At 66.5% G+C, this 20,388-nt stretch carries 20 protein-coding genes; 13 read left to right on the top strand and 7 right to left on the bottom strand.

Translation table 11 applies throughout. The features are described from left to right. Positions 1-98: 98 nt before the first annotated feature. Both nth and rsxB read right to left on the bottom strand, forming a co-directional pair. Positions 99-743 carry an endonuclease III gene (nth, locus tag AC1Z3O_RS11720; protein WP_483515890.1) on the bottom strand — a complete coding sequence of 215 codons (645 nt, stop codon included), beginning with the start codon at positions 741-743 and terminating at the stop codon, positions 99-101. Further along, on the bottom strand, positions 740-1,567 hold the full coding sequence (rsxB, locus tag AC1Z3O_RS11715; protein WP_483515889.1) for an electron transport complex subunit RsxB: 828 nt from the start codon (positions 1,565-1,567) through the stop codon (positions 740-742). The genes nth and rsxB overlap by 4 nt, the downstream gene beginning before the upstream one ends. A gap of 195 nt (positions 1,568-1,762) precedes the next feature. Between rsxB and AC1Z3O_RS11710 the strand changes: the two genes are divergently transcribed. Further along, positions 1,763-2,398 (top strand): TetR/AcrR family transcriptional regulator, encoded by a 636-nt coding sequence (locus AC1Z3O_RS11710; protein WP_483515888.1) that lies wholly within the window; start codon positions 1,763-1,765, stop codon positions 2,396-2,398. Positions 2,399-2,447: 49 nt separating this feature from the next. Here AC1Z3O_RS11710 and AC1Z3O_RS11705 read toward each other — a convergent pair whose 3' ends face one another. Both AC1Z3O_RS11705 and AC1Z3O_RS11700 read right to left on the bottom strand, forming a co-directional pair. Further along, complete coding sequence (locus AC1Z3O_RS11705; RefSeq protein ID WP_483515887.1) at positions 2,448-3,689, bottom strand: polyhydroxyalkanoate depolymerase; 1,242 nt, start codon at positions 3,687-3,689, stop codon at positions 2,448-2,450. A gap of 318 nt (positions 3,690-4,007) precedes the next feature. After that, positions 4,008-5,204 (bottom strand): amino acid aminotransferase, encoded by a 1,197-nt coding sequence (locus tag AC1Z3O_RS11700; protein WP_483515886.1) that lies wholly within the window; start codon positions 5,202-5,204, stop codon positions 4,008-4,010. Positions 5,205-5,342: 138 nt separating this feature from the next. Here AC1Z3O_RS11700 and uvrB point away from each other — a divergent pair, with 138 nt between their 5' ends. From uvrB to iscX, 12 genes are all read left to right on the top strand, one after another. Continuing rightward, a complete protein-coding gene (gene uvrB, locus AC1Z3O_RS11695; protein WP_483515885.1) occupies positions 5,343-7,433 on the top strand; it encodes an excinuclease ABC subunit UvrB in 2,091 nt (696 codons plus the stop codon). Between the two features lie 163 nt (positions 7,434-7,596). Next, the gene (locus AC1Z3O_RS11690; protein ID WP_483515884.1) at positions 7,597-8,082 is read left to right on the top strand and encodes a low molecular weight protein-tyrosine-phosphatase; all 486 of its coding nucleotides are present in this window, start codon (positions 7,597-7,599) and stop codon (positions 8,080-8,082) included. A gap of 51 nt (positions 8,083-8,133) precedes the next feature. Next, positions 8,134-10,236, top strand: coding sequence for a site-specific recombinase (locus AC1Z3O_RS11685; RefSeq protein WP_483515883.1), 2,103 nt, complete (start codon positions 8,134-8,136; stop codon positions 10,234-10,236). A gap of 77 nt (positions 10,237-10,313) precedes the next feature. Continuing rightward, entirely contained in the window at positions 10,314-10,871 is a 558-nt protein-coding gene (gene iscR, locus AC1Z3O_RS11680) for a Fe-S cluster assembly transcriptional regulator IscR (protein ID WP_483515882.1), read from the top strand. A gap of 94 nt (positions 10,872-10,965) precedes the next feature. Then, entirely contained in the window at positions 10,966-12,183 is a 1,218-nt protein-coding gene (locus tag AC1Z3O_RS11675; RefSeq protein WP_483515881.1) for an IscS subfamily cysteine desulfurase, read from the top strand. A 48-nt stretch (positions 12,184-12,231) separates the two neighbouring features. After that, positions 12,232-12,636 (top strand): Fe-S cluster assembly scaffold IscU, encoded by a 405-nt coding sequence (gene iscU / locus AC1Z3O_RS11670; RefSeq protein WP_483515880.1) that lies wholly within the window; start codon positions 12,232-12,234, stop codon positions 12,634-12,636. 22 nt (positions 12,637-12,658) lie between these two features. After that, complete coding sequence (gene iscA / locus AC1Z3O_RS11665; protein ID WP_483515879.1) at positions 12,659-12,979, top strand: iron-sulfur cluster assembly protein IscA; 321 nt, start codon at positions 12,659-12,661, stop codon at positions 12,977-12,979. Between the two features lie 13 nt (positions 12,980-12,992). Then, on the top strand, positions 12,993-13,211 hold the full coding sequence (locus AC1Z3O_RS11660; RefSeq protein ID WP_483515878.1) for a DUF3565 domain-containing protein: 219 nt from the start codon (positions 12,993-12,995) through the stop codon (positions 13,209-13,211). A 78-nt stretch (positions 13,212-13,289) separates the two neighbouring features. Continuing rightward, positions 13,290-13,817 (top strand): Fe-S protein assembly co-chaperone HscB, encoded by a 528-nt coding sequence (gene hscB / locus AC1Z3O_RS11655; RefSeq protein WP_483515877.1) that lies wholly within the window; start codon positions 13,290-13,292, stop codon positions 13,815-13,817. Between the two features lie 116 nt (positions 13,818-13,933). Then, positions 13,934-15,799, top strand: coding sequence for a Fe-S protein assembly chaperone HscA (gene hscA, locus AC1Z3O_RS11650; protein ID WP_483515876.1), 1,866 nt, complete (start codon positions 13,934-13,936; stop codon positions 15,797-15,799). A 52-nt stretch (positions 15,800-15,851) separates the two neighbouring features. Next, positions 15,852-16,190, top strand: a complete 339-nt coding sequence (gene fdx / locus AC1Z3O_RS11645) for an ISC system 2Fe-2S type ferredoxin (RefSeq protein ID WP_483515875.1) — start codon at positions 15,852-15,854, stop codon at positions 16,188-16,190. Between the two features lie 28 nt (positions 16,191-16,218). Beyond that, positions 16,219-16,413, top strand: a complete 195-nt coding sequence (gene iscX, locus AC1Z3O_RS11640; RefSeq protein WP_483515874.1) for a Fe-S cluster assembly protein IscX — start codon at positions 16,219-16,221, stop codon at positions 16,411-16,413. 319 nt (positions 16,414-16,732) lie between these two features. Here the strand turns inward: iscX and AC1Z3O_RS11635 are convergent, their stop codons facing one another. The 3 genes from AC1Z3O_RS11635 to AC1Z3O_RS11625 form a co-directional block, all read right to left on the bottom strand. Next, the gene (locus AC1Z3O_RS11635) at positions 16,733-17,749 is read right to left on the bottom strand and encodes a hypothetical protein (RefSeq protein ID WP_483515873.1); all 1,017 of its coding nucleotides are present in this window, start codon (positions 17,747-17,749) and stop codon (positions 16,733-16,735) included. A gap of 220 nt (positions 17,750-17,969) precedes the next feature. Continuing rightward, entirely contained in the window at positions 17,970-19,514 is a 1,545-nt protein-coding gene (lysS, locus tag AC1Z3O_RS11630; protein WP_483515872.1) for a lysine--tRNA ligase, read from the bottom strand. Positions 19,515-19,572: 58 nt separating this feature from the next. Next, positions 19,573-20,331: an SDR family oxidoreductase gene (locus AC1Z3O_RS11625; protein WP_483515871.1), complete on the bottom strand. Its 759-nt coding sequence runs from the start codon at positions 20,329-20,331 to the stop codon at positions 19,573-19,575. Between the last annotated feature and the right edge of the window lie 57 nt (positions 20,332-20,388).

Here is a 20,388-nt window from a genome sequence, read left to right as displayed (position 1 = left end):
ACCCTGCTGTTCACTGTACACCGACGGTATTGGCTTTGACAGGTCGATGGTCGTTCTGCATCCGGGCGCGCGAGGCGGAATGCGGGCCCCGCCGGGGCTCAGCCCTTCGGCGCCTCGGTCTTCTCCCGGAATTCGCACAGCGGCTCGATCACGCAGTGCCAGCATTCCGGCTTGCGCGCCTTGCAGACATAGCGGCCGTGCAGGATCAGCCAGTGATGGGCGTCGTGCAGGAACTCGTGCGGCACGACCTTGAGCAGCTTCTGCTCGACCACGTCCACCGTCTTGCCGGGGGCGAGCCCGGTGCGGTTGGCCACGCGGAAGATATGCGTGTCGACGGCGATGGTAGGTTCGCCGAACGCCGTGTTGAGGACCACGTTGGCGGTCTTGCGGCCCACGCCGGGCAGCGCTTCCAGCGCGGCGCGGTCGGCCGGCACCTTGCCGCCGTGCTGCTCGACCAGGATGCGGCAGGTCTGGATCACGTGCTTGGCCTTGGTCTTGTACAGGCCGATGGTCTTGATGTAGTCCGACAGGCCTTCCTCGCCCAGCGCCAGCATCTGTTCCGGCGTGTGCGCGAGCGGGAACAGCCTGCGCGTGGCCTTGTTCACGCCCACGTCCGTTGCCTGGGCCGACAGCAACACGGCGATCAGCAGCTCGAACGGCGAGCTGTACTCCAGTTCCGTGGTCGGTGTGGGATTGGTCTCGCGCAGGGTCTCGAACAGGGCGCGGCACTTGACGGCGTTCATGGGGTCGTCTTCTTGTCGGTCTGGTCTTCGTTTCCGGCGGCGGACTCGGGCTCGGGCTGCGCCTGCGCAGCGGCACGGCGGGCGCGGCGGGCCTCGGCAGCGTCGATCTGGGCCTGCACGCCGGCCGAGACGTTCTCGGTATTGCGCGGCTTGGCCGCCTCTTGCTTCTCGCGCGCCCGCGCAATGGCGGCCTGGATGATGGCACGCTTGCGTTCCTGCGCGGCGCGCTCGGCCTCGTCCTGCGTGCTTTCCTGCGCCAGCGCCTCGAGCTTGGCAGCGGCCTTGGCCGCCAGGCGCGCCTCGTTTTCCTCGCGCTCGCGCACTTGCCGCACGCGCCGCGCCCGGTAGCGCGCCAGCGCCTGGTCGGCCTGCTGCTGCGACCAGGCGGCCCAGCCGGTGCGCTCGCCGGTAGCCGGCACCATGGCGATGCAGTCGACCGGGCAGGGTGCCACGCACAAGTCGCAGCCCGTGCACCAGTCGGGCAGCACGGTGTGCATCTGCTTAGGCGCGCCGACGATGGCGTCCACCGGGCAGGCCTGGATGCACAGGGTGCAGCCGATGCAGAGGTTCTCGTCGATCACCGCGAGCGCGCGGGCCTGCTCGGTGCCGTGCGCCGGATCGAGCGGCAGCACGGGCTTGTCCAGCGCCGCGGACAGCCGGCGGATGCCCTCGGCGCCGCCCGGCGGGCAGCGGTTGCAGTCTGCTTCGCCGCGTGCCATGGCCTCGGCATAGGGACGGCAGCCGTCGAATCCGCACTTGGTGCATTGGGTTTGCGGCAGCAAGGCCTCGAGGCGGTCGGCGAGGGTCGGGGTGATGCGGGTCACGGCGGCTTGTTGTGTTGCGGGGAGGTCTGGTCATCGGAGGCGGCCGGCCCGCCTTCTGGCGAGGCGGAAACGGCCGTTCTGCAGGGATTATCCCCGATTTCGCGGCGAGGCAGAAACGACGAAGATGCGCGCTTTGCGCGGCGGGCGGGCAATTGGCCTGTGCCATAATCCGCGCATCTAGCGATTTGGTGCGGCATGGCGAACGAGACTAGAACCAAGAGGGACCCGGAAGGAACGCGGCGGCGCATCCTGGCAGCGGCAACGGAGGAATTTGCCAAGGGCGGGCTGGCCGGCGCGCGCGTCGACCAGATCGCGCGTCGCGCCGAGACCAACGAGCGCATGCTGTACTACTACTACGGCAGCAAGGAAGGCCTCTTCCTGGCCGTGCTCGAACGGCAGTACGCCGAGTTTCGCGCGGCCGAGGAGGCGCTACACATCGAGGATGAAGACCCGGTGGCGGGCGTGCGCATCCTGGCCCGCTTCGTCTGGGACTGGTATTACGATCACCCCGACTTCATCCGGCTGGTCAACAGCGAGAACCTGCACGAGGCGCGCCACCTGAAGAAATCCGCGCAGCTGCACCAGCTGGTCAACCCGGTGGTCAATGTGCTGGAGCACATCGTCGCGCGCGGCCAGCGGCAGGGCTTGTTCCGCGAGCAGGTCGATGTCGCGCAGCTCTATCTCACCATCTCGGCGCTGGGCTACTACGTGCTGTCCAACCGCTACACCATCAGCGCCGTGATCGGCCGCGACGTCGCCTCGCTCGACGAGCATGAGCGCTTCATCGCGCTGCACACGGACATGTTGCTGGCCTACCTGATGCGCAAATGAAAACGCCCGCGCAAGGCGCGGGCGTGCGGCAGGCTGCGCGGCAGGGGACTCAGCGGTGCTTGCGGATGAAGTCGCGCAGTTCCGGATAGATGTTTTCGCGCCAGCGGCGTCCCGAGAAGATGCCGTAGTGACCGCACTTCTCTGCGGTGATGTGCTGCTTGCGCGCGGCTGGAATGCCGGCACACAGGTCATGCGCGGCAGCCGTCTGGCCGGCCCCCGAGATGTCGTCCAGTTCGCCCTCGATGGTCAGCAGCGCGGAGGTCTTGATGTCCTGCGGCTTCACCAGATCGCCCTTGATCTCCCAGCTGCCGTTGGCGAGCCGGAATTCCTGGAAGACTTCGCGGATGGTGTCCAGGTAGTACTCGGCGGCCATGTCCAGCACCGCGTTGTACTCGTCGTAGAAGCGCACGTGCGCCTCCGCGTCGTCGGCGTCGCCCTGGATCAGGCTCAGGTAGTAGTCGTAGTGCGACGTCACATGGCGATCCGGATTCATCGCGACGAAGCCGGCGTGCTGCAGGAAGCCCGGGTAGACGCGGCGGCCGTGGCCGGGGTAGTTGGCCGGCACGGTGTCGATCACATTGTTCTCGAACCACGAGAAGGACTTGTTGGTCGCCAGCGAATTGACCGCGGTCGGGCTGCGGCGCGCGTCGATCGGCCCGCCCATCATGGTCATGGTCAGCGGCGTGGCCTCGCCGGCCGAGGCCATCAGCGAGATGGCGGCCAGCACCGGGACGGTCGGCTGGCATACCGAGATCACATGCAGCTTATCCGCGCCGATGTGGCGGATGAACTCCTGGATGTAGGTGATGTAGTCGGCCAGGTGGAAGGGACCCTGGTCGATCGGCACCATGCGCGCATCGATCCAGTCGGTCACATACACCTTGTGGTCCTGCAGCAGGGTGCGCACGGTGTCACGCAGCAGCGTGGCGTGGTGGCCCGACAGCGGGGCGCATACCAGCACCACCGGCTCATCCTTGAGCAGCTTGATGGTCTCGGGATCGTCGGCGTAGCGCTTGAAGCGCACCAGCTTGCAGAACGGCTTCTCGACGATGGTCTGCTCGACGATGGGGATCTCGCGGCCGTTGGAGTGTACCGACTTGATATCGAATGCGGGTTTCTCGTAGGCCTTGCCGAGCCGGTACATCAGCTCGTAGCCGGCTGCCAGTCGGGTGGCGCCCGGCATCAGCGACATCGGGCTGAGCGGGTTGGTGAAGGTCTTGGCCGTTGCCTGCGCCCAGGCGGTCAGCGGGTGCAGCATCGAGCGCTGGAACTCGTGGAATTGATAGAGCATGCCGAATACCTGTCTGGCTTGGGGAGTATCTATGTCCGGGGGAGCGGAATCGCGCGGGTGGGCAGAAGATCTGGGCTGGTGCGGTGCAAAAAATCTGATGTGGGTGAAGCGATTATGCGCCCAAATGCACCATCGTGCGATGCAGCATATACCCTAGGGTAGGCTTGCGTCGCAAAAACGCAATAGGGCGGATGGACGAGGTCGAAGTGGAAAACGGATGAAGACTAAACGGGAATCGCGCTCGCATCAGCAAATAAATGCAAAAAAGGCGGCCGCGGCCGCCTTTCCCGTGTGCTCCCTGCCAGGCAGGGGAGTCGCTTAGATCACTGCTGCGATTGCGTCAACCACGGCATCGATATTGCGGCTGTTCAGCGCGGCCACGCAGATGCGGCCGGTGCCAACGGCGTAGATGCCGTGCTCGTTGCGCAGTCGGTCTACCTGGGCGCTGGTCAGGCCCGAGTAGGAGAACATGCCGCGCTGCTGCTTGACGAAGGAGAAGTCGCCCGGCACGCCCTTGGCGGCCAGCTTGTCGACCAGGGCGTGGCGCATCAGCTTGATGCGGTCGCGCATCTCGCCCAGTTCCTCTTCCCACATGGCGCGCAGCTCGGGGCTGTTCAGCACGTTGGCGACCACGGTGCCGCCGTGGGTCGGCGGGTTGGAGTAGTTGGTGCGGATCACGCGCTTGACCTGCGACAGCACGCGCTGGGCTTCTTCCTTGCCGGTGGTGACGATGGACAGCGCGCCGACGCGCTCGCCGTACAGCGAGAAGCTCTTGGAGAAAGAGCTGGACACGAAGAAGGGCAGGCCCGACTCGGCGAACAGGCGCACGGCCGCGCCGTCCGGCTCGATGCCCTCGGCAAAGCCTTGGTAGGCCATGTCCAGGAAGGGGATCAGCTGGCGTTCCTTGATCACCTCGACCACCTGCTTCCACTGCTCGGCCGACAGGTCGACACCGGTCGGGTTGTGGCAGCAGGCGTGCAGCACGACGATGGTGTTGGCCGGGTAGGACTTCAGCGAGTCGATCATGCCAGCGAAGTTCACGCCATGGCTGGCGGCATCGTAGTAGGCATAGTTGACCACGGTGAAGCCGGCGGCCTCGAACAGCGCGCGGTGGTTTTCCCAGCTCGGGTCGCTGATGGCCACCTTGGCGTCCGGGTAGAGGCGCTTCAGGAAGTCGGCGCCGATCTTCAGGGCGCCGGTGCCGCCGAGTGCCTGGGCGGTCACAACGCGGCCTTCCGCGATCAGCGGCGAGTCCTGGCCGAACAGCAGGGTCTGCACGGCCTGGTCATAGGCGGCAATCCCTTCGATGGGCAGGTAGCCGCGCGGCGTGGCGTTGGCCAGGCGCGCCTTTTCGGCTTCCTGCACCGCGCGCAGCAGGGGAATCTTCCCTTCGTCGGTGAAGTACACGCCAACGCCCAGGTTCACCTTGTTGGAACGGGTATCGGCGTTGAAGGCTTCGTTCAGGCCCAGGATCGGGTCACGCGGAGCCATCTCGACGGCAGAAAACAAACTCATTTGAGGTCTCTTGGTCAGCTATGGAAGAAAACGGGAAGGCGTAGAATGCTTCGGGCTGCGCTGCGGTCTTGAAACGGAGCCGCCAATCCCGAGATTCTAGCGTATTCGCCCATTTCCTGAGGTTTTCCGTCACCGCCTATGTCGAATCTTGCCGCGGTCGCACCCGCTCTGGATGAGGAGAAGTTCGTCACCTTCCCCGATTCCCCCTTCCAGCTCTACCAGCCCTTCCCGCCGGCCGGCGACCAGCCGGAGGCGATCCGCCAGCTGGTCGAGGGGGTCGGCGACGGGCTGTCCTACCAGACGCTGCTGGGCGTGACCGGCTCGGGCAAGACCTTCACCATGGCCAATGTGATCGCGCGGCTGGGGCGGCCGGCCATCGTGTTCGCGCCCAACAAGACGCTGGCCGCGCAGCTCTACTCGGAATTCCGCGAGTTCTTCCCGCGCAATGCCGTCGAGTACTTCGTCAGCTACTACGACTACTACCAGCCGGAGGCCTACGTACCGCAGCGCGACCTGTTCATCGAGAAGGATTCCTCGATCAACGAGCACATCGAGCAGATGCGGCTGTCGGCGACCAAGAGCCTGCTGGAGCGGCGCGACACCGTCATCGTGGCGACCGTGTCGGCCATCTACGGTATCGGCAACCCGAGCGAATACCACCAGATGATCCTGACGCTGCGCGCCGGGGACAAGATCAGCCAGCGGGATCTCATCGCCCGCCTGATCGCCATGCAGTACACGCGCAACGAAACCGATTTCCAGCGCGGCACCTTCCGCGTGCGCGGCGACACCATCGACATCTTCCCCGCCGAGCACGCCGAGATGGCGGTGCGCGTCGACATGTTCGACGACGAGGTCGATTCGCTGCAGTACTTCGATCCGCTCACCGGCCGCGTGCGGCAGAAGATCCCGCGCTTCACGGTCTACCCCTCCAGCCACTATGTGACGCCGCGCGAGACCGTGCTGCGCGCCATCGAGGACATCAAGGTCGAGCTGCGCGAGCGGCTGGATTTCTTCTACAAGGAGAACAAGCTGGTCGAGGCGCAGCGGCTCGAGCAGCGCACCCGCTTCGACCTGGAGATGCTGACCGAGCTGGGCTTCTGCAAGGGCATCGAGAACTACTCGCGCCACCTGTCGGGTGCCAAGCCGGGCGAGCCGCCGCCTACGCTGGTCGACTACCTGCCGCAGGACGCATTGATGTTCCTCGATGAATCGCACGTGCTGATCGGCCAGCTCAACGGCATGTACAACGGCGACCGCGCGCGCAAGACGACGCTCGTGGAATACGGCTTCCGCCTGCCCTCGGCGCTGGACAACCGCCCGCTCAAGTTCGACGAGTTCGAGCGCAAGATGCGCCAGATCATGTTCGTCTCCGCCACGCCGGCCCAGTACGAGCAGGAGCACGCCGGCCAAGTGGTGGAGCAGGTGGTGCGGCCGACCGGCCTGGTCGACCCGGTGATCCTGGTGCGGCCCGCCAGCACCCAGGTCGACGACCTGCTGTCCGAGATCCACCTGCGCGTCGGCGCCGGTGACCGCGTGCTGGTGACCACGCTGACCAAGCGCATGGCCGAGCAGCTGACCGAGTTCATGTCCGAGAACGGGGTCAAGGTGCGCTACCTGCACTCCGACATCGACACGGTCGAGCGGGTCGAGATCATCCGCGACCTGCGGCTGGGCACCTTCGACGTGCTGATCGGCATCAACCTGCTGCGCGAAGGCCTGGACATCCCCGAGGTGTCGCTGGTGGCCATCCTGGATGCCGACAAGGAAGGCTTCCTGCGCGCCGAGCGCTCGCTGATCCAGACCATCGGGCGCGCGGCGCGCAACGTCAATGGCACCGCTATTCTCTACGCGGACCACATGACGGACTCGATGAAGCGGGCCATCGGCGAGACCGAGCGCCGCCGCGCCAAGCAGATCGCCCACAACGAGGCGCACGGCATCACGCCGCGCGGCGTGGTCAAGCGCATCAAGGACATCATCGACGGCGTCTACGATGCCGGCGAAGTCCGTGCCGAGCTGCACGCGGCCGAGGAGCGTGCGCGCTACGAGGACATGAGCGAGAAGCAGGTCGCCAAGGAGATCAAGCGGCTGGAAAAGCAGATGCTCGACCATGCCAAGAACCTGGAGTTCGAGAAGGCGGCCCAGGTGCGCGACCAGCTGGCCGAACTCAAGCGCCAGGTCTTCGGCGCGAGCGGGGACGAGGAGGGGGTGCCGGCGGTGCGCTAGCCGGTGGCGCTACAATACGCCCCTCGCCGCCGGCCGGTGGCGGTCTCAGAATGTGCTGTTCCCGCCGCCAGCCGCCGGTGTGTAGTGTCTCGCACGACACACCGGCCGGGCTCTCCGCGAAGCAATTCCACTGCATTCCACCCCATTCCATCCAAGCCAGCCAATGAAGACCTACGCCATCCTGATGTGCTGCATGGGTAATATTTGTCGATCGCCGACAGCCGAAGGCGTGCTGCGCGCCAAGCTGCAGGCCGCCGGTTTCGCCGACCGGGTGACGCTGGATTCGGCCGGCACGCACGACTACCACGTCGGGCGCCCGCCCGATGCGCGTGCGCAGCGCCATGCGCTGGCGCGCGGCTACGACCTGTCGGCGCTGCGGGCGCGCCAGGCCGAGCCGGCCGATTTCCGCCGCTTCGACCTGCTGCTGGCGATGGACGAGGCCAATATGGCGGGCCTGCGCGCGATCTGCCCGCCCGGGGAAGAAGGCAGGCTGCGGCTGCTGATGAGCTTCGCCGGCCAGCATGACGCCACCGAGGTGCCCGATCCCTACTATGGCGGCGAGGCCGGCTTCGAGCGCGTGCTCGACTACATCGAGGACGCCTGCGACGGCGTCATCGCCATGCTGCGCCAGCAGCTCGACGCGTCCTGATCCAGCCCGAGCGCCGTCCTTTCCCTTCCTGCCGTTCCCCCAAGAGGTTTCATGCTTCGTTCCCTGTTCCGCAAATGGCGCGAGTCGCGCAATGCCAGCCTGCAATTGGATGCCATCCTGAGCGCGGCCAATCCTGAGGCGCCCCTGGCGGAACGCAATGAATGGCTGATCGAACTGGGCTACTGGATCCGGCGCGACGGACTGCCGGGCGCAGAGGATGGCAGGGCAGAGAGAGGCGGCAAGGAGGGCGGCGCGGACCGCAGCCGTCCCGAGCACGTGCGCCTGCGCTATCTGCTGCGCGCGCTGGAGCGCAATCCGGAATGGGCGCTGTCCTTTGCCTGCACGGTGCGCGCCATCCTGCGCGACAACGATCCGACCGCGCTGTTCTGCGACACCGGCGTGGCCTCGCACCCTGGCTTCTGGGGCGAGATGATGGATCGGCTGCAGGCGCGTTTCCTGCCGCCGCCGCCCAACCGCAGCGATATGGCGAGCCTGTTTGCGCTGCTGTTCGTCCAGGTGGACGATGCCGAATGGGTGGAGTCGATCGACGGCGACCTGCTCGACCGTCTGGCCCTGGTGTTGAGCCTGGGCGAGTCCGACGAGGCGGACGCCGCCGCGCGCCAGGATTTCACGCGCACGCTGTCGGCCAGCATCCAGGTGCTGGTCAGCCAGGTGCGTGCCACCGGCCTGAGCCAGGCGATTCGCCTGCGGCTCAAGGACCGTGTCGAGGACACGCCGTTCTTCCGACTCGCCAGCGCAGCGGAGGCCTTGTTCGACGAGGGGCTGGCACGCGAGGATGGCGCTTTCGGCCACCGGCTCAACTATTTCCGCGCCTTGCTGGACCGCTGCCTTGCCGCCGCCCAGCAGGTCTACGACGACCTCGAAGATAACGGCGTTTCGGTGGAGGTGGTGTTCCAGATCGAGCGGATGAAGGTGCGCCTGGCGCGCATCGAGTTGCTGCTCGACGTCTGGAGCGATCCGGAGCGCGGCAGTGCCCGCCAGCACCTGACGGCCCAGCTGATCCGCTCGACGCAGGCGCGGCGCAGCGTCAGCCACCTGGCCTCGACCTCCTTCGCGCAGCTTGCGCGCAAGGTGGTCGAGCGTTCCGCCGAGACCGGCGATCACTACATCACGCGCGACCGTCGCGAGTACGGCGAGCTGGTGCGGGCGGCGGCCGGCGGCGGCCTGATCACCGTGGTCACCGTCTACCTCAAGTTCCTGATCTACGGACTGCATCTGGACAAGTTCATCGAGGGCCTGCTGGCCTCGGTGAACTACGCGGGTAGCTTCCTCGCCATCCATTTCGCCCATTTCACGCTGGCCACCAAGCAGCCGGCGATGACCGGGCCCGCGCTGGCACACCGCCTGGACGGGGCGGGGCGGCCGGAAGGGCGCGAGATCTTCATCGATGACACCATCGCCATGATCCGCTCCAATGCCGCGGCCATCTTCGGCAACCTGGCGGCGGTCTTCCCCATCTCGCTGGCCGTGCAGTGGCTGGCCCACAAGGCCTTCGGGCTGAACCTGCTGACGCCGGCCAAGGCCATCTCCACCATCGAATCCTTCTCCATCCTGGGGCCGACGCCGATCTATGCGATCTTCACCGGCGTGCTGCTGTGGCTGTCGAGCCTGATCGCCGGCTGGGCGGATAACTGGTTCGCCCTGCACCGCGTGCATGACGTGATGGCCTACAACCGGCGCCTGCGCTACGTACTCGGCAAGAACGGCGCGCTGCGCCTGGCCGACTTCTGGCGGCGCAACCTGTCGGGCATCGCCGCCAACATCTCGCTGGGCCTGCTGCTGGGCCTGGGCCCGGAGATCCTGAGCTTCTTCGGCCCGCACATGGAGGTGCGCCACGTCACGCTGTCGACCGGCGCGGTGGGCGCGGCCATCGGGGTGCTGGGGCTGGACGCCCTGCGCATGCCTGCGCTGTGGCAGGCCGGTGCCGGCATCGCGGTGATGGGGATGCTGAATGTGGCCGTGAGCTTTGCTCTGGCCTTCAATATGGCCTTGCGCTCGCGCAATCTGCGCAGCGTGGACCGGCGTGAGTTGAGTGCCGCGGTGCGGCGGCGCATCCTGGAGCGCCCCCTTTCGCTGATCGTGCCGCCGCGCGGGGCAGAGGGGACGCCGCAAGCCGGCGGCAGCCAGGTTTGATGCGGCGCAGCAGGGGTACTTGACCGAAATAGTCGGGAAATTTATACTTGAGGAAATTGATCAAGTATTCCCACCCCATGAGACTGACGACCAAAGGCCGCTTCGCCGTGACAGCCATGATCGATCTGGCCATGCGCCAGGATCAGGGGCCGGTCACGCTTGCCGGTATCAGCCAGCGCCAGAAGATCTCCCTGTCTTATCTCGAGCAGCTGTTCGGCAAGCTGCGCCGGCATGAGATCGTCGAAAGCGTGCGGGGGCCGGGCGGCGGCTACAGCCTTGCGCGCCGCGCGGAAGACGTGACGGTTGCCGACATCATCATCGCGGTCGACGAACCGCTCGATGCCACGCAATGCGGCGGCAAGGGCAATTGTAACGGAGATGACGGCACCGGGCGCTGCATGACCCACGAGCTGTGGGCCACGTTGAACCAGAAGATGGTCGAGTACCTGGATTCCGTTTCCCTGAAGAACCTGGTCGACCAGCAGCGCGCAAAGCAGCCGGCCGTGCTGCATGACATGCGCGAGGAGCCGGCCAAGCCGGCCAGCGCAGCGGCGCGCGGCAAGGCGGCGGAAAAGCCGGAGAGCCCACCGCCTGCGCGCATGGTGAATTCGGTCTTCAGCCTGGCGCAGTCCTGAGGCGTCCGGCGCAAGGCAGCAAGCGGCGGACGATAGGCAAGCAGATTTCCCGACCGGCAACGATTTGCGGTCCCTGATAGAGGCAGTCAAAACAATGAGCACCCCACATTTCCCGATCTACATGGATTACTCGGCCACCACCCCGGTGGACCCGCGCGTGGCGGACAAGATGATCCCCTACCTGCGCGAACAGTTCGGCAACCCGGCATCGCGCAGCCATGCCTATGGCTGGGAAGCGGAGCGCGCGGTCGAAGACGCGCGCGAGCAGGTGGCCGCGCTGGTCGGCGCCGATCCGCGCGAGATCGTGTGGACCTCGGGTGCGACTGAGTCGGACAACCTCGCCATCAAGGGCGCGGCACACTTCTATTCGGGCAAGGGCAAGCACATCATCACGGTCAAGACCGAGCACAAGGCCGTGCTGGACACCACCCGCGAGCTGGAGCGCCAGGGCTTCGAGGTGACCTACCTCGACGTGCAGGAAAACGGCCTGATCGACATGGAGGTGTTCAAGCAGGCGATCCGCCCCGACACCATCCTGGTCTCCGTGATGCTGGTCAACAATGAGATCGGCGTGATCCAGGATGTCGAGCAGATCGGCGAGATCTGCCGCGCCAAGGGCATCATCTTCCATTGCGACGCGGCCCAGGCCACCGGCAAGGTCACGATCGACCTGAACACGCTGAAGTGCGACCTGATGTCGTTCTCGGCCCACAAGACCTATGGCCCGAAGGGCATCGGCGCGCTGTACGTGCGCCGCAAGCCGCGCGTGCGCCTGGAAGCGCAGATGCACGGCGGCGGCCATGAGCGCGGCATGCGCTCGGGCACGCTGGCCACCCACCAGATCGTCGGCATGGGCGAGGCATTCCGCATCGCCCGCGAGGAAATGGGAACCGAGAACGAGCGCATCCGCATGCTGCGCGACCGCCTGTGGCGCGGCTTCTCCGACATGGAAGAGGTCTACCTGAACGGCGACCTGGAACATCGCGTGCCCCACAACCTCAACGTCAGCTTCAACTTCGTCGAGGGCGAGTCGCTGATCATGGCGATCAAGGACGTGGCGGTTTCGTCGGGCTCGGCCTGCACCTCCGCCTCGCTGGAGCCGTCCTACGTGCTGCGCGCGCTGGGCCGCAACGACGAACTGGCACACAGCTCGATCCGCTTCACCGTGGGCCGCTTCACCACCGAACAGGAGATCGACTACACCGTCGAACTGCTCAAGGCCAAGATCGGCAAGCTGCGCGAACTGTCGCCGCTGTGGGAGATGTTCAAGGACGGCGTGGACCTGAATTCCATCCAGTGGGCCGCGCACTGAGCGCAAGGCCCGCGCAAGACCCCATAAAATTCGCAAGAGGTAGCCAAAATGTCATACAGCACCAAGGTACTCGACCACTACGAAAACCCCCGCAACGTCGGTTCCTTCGACAAGAACGATGAGGCCGTGGGCACCGGCATGGTCGGCGCGCCGGCTTGCGGCGACGTGATGAAGCTGCAGATCAAGGTCAACGAGGCCGGCGTGATCGAGGACGCGAAGTTCAAGACCTACGGCTGCGGCTCGGCGATCGCCTCGTCGTCGCTGGTGACCGAGTGGGTCAAGGGCAAGACCGTGGACCAGGCGCTGGAGATCAAGAACACCCAGATCGCCGAGGAACTGGCGCTGCCGCCGGTGAAGATCCACTGCTCGATCCTGGCCGAAGACGCGATCAAGGCCGCCGTCGAGGACTACAAGAAGAAGCACCCGGGCGCAGCCGAACAGAAGGCCGCCTGAGTCTTTCGGGGATGATGCAGCGATGATCACACTGACCGAAAAGGCCGCCAAGCACGTGGCACGTTACCTGGAACGCCGTGGCAAGGGCGTGGGCCTGCGCCTTGGCGTGAAGACCACGGGCTGCTCGGGCCTGGCCTACAAGCTCGAGTATGTCGACGAACTGCTGCCGGAAGACAGTGTCTTCGAGTCGCACGGCATCAAGGTGATCGTCGACCCGAAGAGCCTGCCGTACATCGACGGCACGGAACTGGACTTCGCCCGCGAGGGCCTGAACGAGGGGTTCCGCTTCAACAACCCCAATGTGAAGGACGAGTGCGGCTGCGGCGAATCGTTCCGCGTCTGACGCGGCGCGCTGCATGAAGCGCTGCATTGTCGGCTTCCACCGCGACGAGGTGGGCGACTGGGTCGCCGAACTCGAATGCGGCCATGGCCAGCACGTGCGGCACGACCCGCCCTGGCAGTCTCGTCCGTGGACGCAGTCTGAGCAGGGCAGGGCAGCCATGCTGGGTGACAGCCTCGATTGCCGGAAATGCGAGCGCGGCGAGCCACCCGATGACTGGGCCCGGTGCGGATGAGACCGCCGGTGCGCAGCCCGGACAGGTTGGCCGGAGGACGAGGGGCGGCATGACCGCTCCTTTTTGTTGGGGAAGCTGTTGAAAGACGATTATTTCGCGCTGTTCGGACTGCCGGCGCAGTTCGCCATCGACGAGGCGGCACTGGATGCTGCCTACCGGACCGTGCAGTCGCAGGCGCATCCGGACCGCTTCGCGCACGCCGGCGACGCCGAGCGGCGCGTGGCGATGCAATGGGCGGCGCACGCCAATGAGGCCTATCGCACGCTGCGCCAGCCGCTCAAGCGCGCGATCTATCTACTGCACCTGCGCGGCGTGGACATCCAGGCCGAGAGCAACACGGCGATGGCGCCGGACTTCCTGATGCAGCAGATGGAGTGGCGCGAGGCGTTGCAGGACGCGGTGTCGGCGCGCGAGCTCGACCAGCTCGACTCTCTGCTGGCGCAGCTGCGCAGCGAGAAGCGCGAGCGCCATGCGGCACTGGGCGCGCTGCTCGATGCCGGCGGCGCCGACAACGATGCGGCCGCGGGCGCGGCGGCAAGGCAGCTGATGTTCATCGAGAAAATCGAACACGATACCAGCGAGGCAATCGACCGGCTGGAAGGGTAGAGGGTCGGGCACGTTTGCCGCGGGCGTGACACAATGGCGCCCCCGGCACGTTCCCCGCCGGCGCGGCACGCACGCAGCGCGCCGCACACAACGCGAAGAGTACGCGAAGAATCATCATGGCACTGCTCCAGATTTCCGAACCCGGCATGTCGCCGGCGCCCCATCAACGCCGGCTCGCCGTCGGCATCGACCTCGGCACCACCAATTCGCTGGTGGCGGCGGTGCGCAGCAGCATTCCCGAGGTGCTGACCGACGAGCGCGGCCGCGCGCTGCTGCCGTCCGTGGTGCGCTACCTGGCCGACAGGACCGCGCACATCGGCTACCGCGCGCAGGATGAGGCCGTGCGCGACCCCAAGAACACCATCGTCTCGGTCAAGCGCTTCATGGGCCGCGGGCTGCGCGACGTGGCGCATATCGAGCACAGCCCCTACGATTTCGTCGACGCGCCCGGCATGGTGCAGATCAAGACCGTGGCCGGCGTGAAGAGCCCGGTGGAGATCTCGGCCGAGATCCTGGCCACGCTGCGCCAGCGCGCGGAGGATTCCCTCGGCGACGACATCGTCGGCGCGGTGATCACCGTGCCCGCCTATTTCGACGACGCGCAGCGCCAGGCCACCAAGGACGCAGCGCGCCTGGCCGGCCTCGAGGTGCTGCGCCTGCTGAACGAGCCGACCGCGGCGGCGGTTGCCTACGGCCTGGACAACGGTGCCGAAGGCGTCTACGCGGTCTACGACCTGGGCGGCGGCACCTTCGATATCTCTATCCTGAGGCTGAGCAAGGGCGTGTTCGAGGTCATGGCCACCGGCGGCGATTCGGCCCTGGGCGGCGACGACTTCGACCAGCGGCTGATGTGCTGGATCGTCGAGCAGGCCGGCCTGCAGCCGCTCTCGGCCGAGGACACGCGCCTGCTGATGGTGCGCGCACGCGCCGCCAAGGAGGCGCTGTCCGAGAGCGACAGCACGGTGATCGATGCCGTGCTGACGACCGGCGAGATCGTGCACCTGCCCCTGTCCGCCGCGCAGTTCGAAGAGTTGACCGCCCACCTCGTGCAGAAGACGCTGACGCCGGTGCGCAAGTCTTTGCGCGATGCCGGCGTGGCAGCCGACGAGGTCAAGGGCGTGGTGCTGGTGGGCGGCGCGACGCGCATGCCGGCCATCCGCAAGGCCGTCGGCGGATTCTTCGGCCGCACGCCGCTGACCAATCTCGACCCGGACAAGGTGGTGGCGCTGGGCGCGGCGATGCAGGCCAACCTGCTGGCGGGCAACAGCGCGCCGGGCGAGGACTGGCTGCTGCTCGACGTGATCCCGCTGTCGCTGGGCGTCGAGACCATGGGCGGCCTGGTCGAGAAGATCATCCCGCGCAACAGCACGATTCCCGTGGCGCGCGCGCAGGAGTTCACCACCTTCAAGGACGGCCAGACGGCGATGGCCATCCACGTGCTGCAGGGCGAGCGCGAGCTGGCAAGCGACTGCCGTTCGCTGGCGCGCTTCGAACTGCGCGGCATCCCGCCGATGGTGGCCGGCGCCGCGCGCATCCGCGTGACCTACCAGGTCGATGCCGATGGATTGCTGTCGGTGTCGGCGCGCGAAACGCTGTCGGGCGTCGAGGCGTCGATCGCGGTCAAGCCGTCCTACGGCCTGGCCGACGACGAGATCGCCAGGATGCTGCAGGAGAGCTTCAGCGAGGCCGAGCACGACATGAAGAGCCGCGCGCTGGCCGAAGAGCGGGTCGAGGCCGAGCGTCTCATCGAAGCGACGCAACGTGCGCTGGAGACCGATGGCGACCTGCTGTCGGCAGAAGAGCGGGCCGCGGTCGAAGCGCTGGTCGCCTCGGTGCGTGAGATCGCCGCCGGCACCGACCACCTGGCCATCAAGGCTGCAGTGGAGACGCTTTCGCACGGCACCGACGAATTTGCCGCCCGCCGCATGGACCGCTCGATCAAGAGTGCGCTGGCCGGCCGCAAGGTGCAGGAGATCGGCTGAGGCGCGCCGTGCCGACGCATCGCCGTACCGTATCCCGCAATCAGGACCTTACATGACTCAAATCGTTGTTCTTCCCCACGTCGAGCACTGCCCCGAGGGTGCGGTGTTCGAGGCCAAGCCTGGCACCAGTATCTGCGACGCGTTGCTGAGCAACGGCATCGAGATCGAGCACGCCTGCGAGAAATCGTGCGCCTGCACCACCTGCCACGTCATCGTGCGTGAGGGCTTCGATTCGCTGAACGAGGCCGAGGAAAAAGAAGAGGACCTGCTCGACAAGGCCTGGGGCCTCGAGCCGAACTCGCGCCTCTCTTGCCAGGCCCTCGTCGCCGACGCGGACCTGACGGTCGAGATTCCCAAGTACACCATCAACCACGCCAAGGAAGGGCACTGAGCCCCCCACCTGCCAGGAGCACTCCCCCATGAAGTGGACCGATACCTACGCCATCGCGGCTGCCCTCTACGACAAGTACCCTGACGTGGATCCGCTGAGCGTGCGATTCACCGACCTGCGCCGCTGGGTGCTGGAGCTGGATGGTTTCAGCGATGTGCCCGAGCGCTCGGGTGAGAAGATCCTGGAGGCGATCCAGGCCGCCTGGATCGAGGAAGCGGAATAAGGCCGGGGCGGCCGCCGGACATCCGGCGGCCTGCCGGGCGTGCAATGTGCCGGGCTCGCATGCCCGGTTTTTCATGCCTGGGTCCACTGAATCACTGAAATCGGTCGGTGCCTGCCACGCCATGCGGGCTCATCGCGTCGTTGCAAATGCTCGCAATAGCCGTGCTATTGCTGCGCTTTGCCCTTGCAGGGCGCGCACGCGCTGGTGAGCGCGTGCCGCTGCGCAGGCGGATTGCTATGCAATCCGAATGCACTGCTCCGCCCTAGCGCTGACTCCCGCATGGCATGTCCTTCACCTCCCATTTCAATGATTCAGCGGACTAGAAGCGGTACCCGACGCCCGCCAGGAAGACGTCGGTATCGCGGTCGTAGCCCGTGACCACGCGGTTCCACGTGACGCGCGCGAGCCAGCGTTCGCCGAGGCGGTAGCTGGCCGACATCGAGATCATCGCCGAGAAGCGCGATGGGGTTTCCCCGCTGCCATCGGGCGGATGGTAGGTGTCAATCGCATAGTACGGTCCCACACCCACACTGAGCGCGAGCTTGTCCTGGAAGAAGGCGCGCGCTAGCCAGAGCTGCGCCGCCACGCCGTGGCGCCGCAGTGCCGAAGTTTCCCCCTCGTCCTGGTAGGTCAACGTGCCGTCGACATAGCGCGCCAGGCCGCGGCGGTATTCGACCGCCTTCGCCAGTGTGTGCTCCGAGCTGAAGCTGTTGACGATCGAGGGGCCGAGCATCACCGTCAGCTCATTGCCTGTCACCTTGTCATTGCGGCCTGGCGGCGGCACCACCGGGCCGGGCCGGTCGCCGCGGTCGAGCTGGTAGCCGATGCCAAGCATCAGGGAATCCGTCTTGAAGCTCGACCAGGCCTGCACGCGGTTATAGCGCGCCTGGATCATCCAGGGGCCGCCGTGGATGTACCAGGTTGCGGAAGCACTCGCGAGCACGGCCCAGCCGTGGTCGTCGTCATAGCGGCCGCCGGCGCCTGGATCGGTGGTATCGAAGTAGTAGTACGGCCCGGCACCGAGCGCCAGCGCCAGCTTGCGGTCGAAGGCCAGGTAGCGCCACCAGAGTTGCACGCCGTGGCCATCGCGGTGGTGGCCGGTCACGTGGCCTTCGTTCAGATAGGTGTAGCTGGCCAGCCAGTTTTCACCGAGGCTTTGCTGGTAGGAGTAGGCGTAGGCATCGTCCCGCTCACCGGGCGAATTCGTGTGCTGCACCCCTCCCATCAACAGCAATTCCTGCGCCTGGGCGCCGGCCGAGAGCAGCAAGGCCACCACGCTGGCGCATTGCAGCAGCCGGCGCGCGCGGCACGGGGCGCTCGGACGAACGGAAGGCATGGCTGTCGACCGGGGGCGAGGGATGCGATGCGTTAATCCTAGGCTTTCTCCACGTCGTCTTTCCGACCCGCCCGTTACGGCGTATTACAGGGTCGGCACGGATCGGACCCCGATCTGTGAAGCGCTTTCATTGAAAGCGATCGATCCTGCATCGCCGGTCCGCAAAAACAAAAACCCCAGCGGCATGCTGGGGTTTTCGACGGCGTGCGCAGCAGGCGTGTCAGTCTTCGCGGCGCAGATGCGGGAAGAGGATGACGTCGCGGATGTTGGGGCTGTCCGTCAGCAGCATCACCAGGCGGTCGATGCCGATGCCGCAGCCGCCCGTCGGGGGCATGCCGTACTCGAGCGCGCGGATGTAGTCGGCGTCGAAGTACATCGCTTCCTCATCGCCGGCGTCCTTCTGCTCCACCTGCTTGCGGAAGCGCTCGGCCTGGTCTTCGGCATCGTTGAGCTCAGAGAAGCCATTGGCGATCTCGCGGCCGGTGATGAACAGCTCGAAACGCTCCGTAATACCGGGAACGGCATCGGATGCGCGCGCCAGCGGCGACACCTCCACCGGGTAGTCGACGATATAGGTCGGCTCCCACAGCTGGCTCTCCGCGGTTTCCTCGAACAGCACCAGCTGCAGCGTACCCAGGCCCGCGTTGAGGAATTGCGGCGCATTGGTGTTGACGCCGAATTTCTTCAGCTCGGCGCGCAGGAAGTCGGCGTCGGCGAGTTGGGCGTCGGTGTACTGCGGTGCGTACTTCTGGATCGCCTGGGTGATGGTCAGGCGGTGGAAGGGCTTGGACAGGTCCAGTTCGCGGCCCTGGTAGGTCAGCACGGCACTGCCGCAGGCGTCGATGGCCGCCTGGCGGATCAGGTTTTCGGTGAAGTCCATCAGCCAGCGGTAGTCCGTGTAGGCTGCGTAGAACTCCATCATGGTGAACTCGGGGTTGTGGCGCGGGCTCACCCCCTCGTTGCGGAAGTTGCGGTTGATCTCGAACACCCGCTCGAAACCGCCCACCACCAGGCGCTTCAGGAACAGCTCGGGCGCGATGCGCAGGAACATCTGCATATCGAGCGCATTGTGGTGGGTGATGAAGGGCTTGGCCGCCGCGCCGCCCGGGATCGGGTGCAGCATCGGCGTCTCGACTTCCATGAAGTCGGCTGCTGCCATGTGCTTGCGCAGCGACGAGATGGCCTGGGTGCGGGCGCGGAAGGTGGCGCGCGTCTCGGGCGACACGATCAGGTCGACATAGCGCTGGCGGTACTTCTGCTCCTGGTCGGCCAGGCCGTAGTAGTCGCCCGGCAGCGGGCGCAGGCTCTTGGACAGCAGGCGCAGCTCGCTGACCAAGACCGACAGCTCACCGGTCTTGGTCTTCATCAGCGTGCCGCGTGCGGCCACGATGTCGCCCAGGTCCCACTTCTTGAAGCTGGCGTAGACGTCCTCGCCGATCGCATCGCGGCTGATATAGAACTGGATGCGGCCCGCGCTGTCCTGCACGGTGGCAAAGCTGGCCTTGCCCATCACGCGCTTGAGCATCATGCGGCCGGCGATGGCCACCTCGACCGGCTTGTCCTCCAGCGCGGCCTGCTCGATGGCATCGTATTGCGCGTGCAGGGCGGCGGACTGGTGGGTGGGGCGGAAGTCGTTGGGGAAGGCCACGCCTTGCTGGCGCAGCGCCTGCAGTTTCTCGCGCCGCTCCGCGATGATCTTGTTCTCGTCTGCGGCGGTGGCTGCCGTGTCGGCGGCGTCGGCGGTGGCGCGGTTTGGTTCGGTCATGATCTGGTGTGCTGCGCGCGGGCCTGGCCCGCGCGGTTTCGGAATAGGGGAATCGGCTTCAGTGGTTACGGATGTCGTCCAGCTCGGTGCTGCCGAAATCCGGGCGCTGCAAATAGGCTGCGATGCGGCGCGCGACGTCCTCCGGGCTGGCGAGCTGGTTCTGCGCCTTCAGGTCGCGGAAGCGCTGCACCTGGGCAAAGTCGGCGGAGCGGATGGTCGACTGCATGCCGGTGTCGACCACGCCGGGGGCCAGCGCCACGGCGCGCACTGCGCGCTCGGCCGGCGCCTGGGCATACTCGGTGTTGATCGAACGCATGAACATGTCGAGCCCGGCCTTGCCGGCGCAATAGGCGCTCCAGCCCTCGATGGGCCGGCGCGCCGCGCCCGAGGAGATGGCCAGCACCTTGCGCGGGCAGCCGAAGCGCTCGCTCGCCGCGAGGAAGGCGGCGGTCATCGTCATCGGTGTGGCCAGGTTGGTCAGCAGGTGCGGCACGAGAGTATCGGCGCGCAAGCCGGCGACCGGCGAGATCGGTTCGACCACGCCGGCATTCAGCACCAGCGTGGCCGACGTGGGAGTTGCACCGATGGCATCGAGCACCGCCGTCAGCCACTGCGCTGCCGCCTCGGGCTGCGACAGGTCCTGGCGGTGCCAGTCGAGCGTCACGCCGGCGGCGGCCGCCGCCCGTTCGAGCGCCGGGTTGTCGCCGCGCGCCACACAGACCAGCCGATTGCCCGGCGTGAGCAGGGCCTGTGCCAGCGCGGCACCGAGTCCGCGCGAGGCGCCGGTCACGATATAGAGGTGGTTCTCTGCGCTCATATTGGGTGGGTAGCGATTGGCGGTATCCGATTCACGATGGGCCGCGACCTGCCGCGG

Source organism: Cupriavidus sp. 09_S30, from assembly GCF_056930435.1.
Note: the sequence above shows the minus strand (reverse complement) of the source record. Positions and strands in the feature narration are given on the sequence as shown.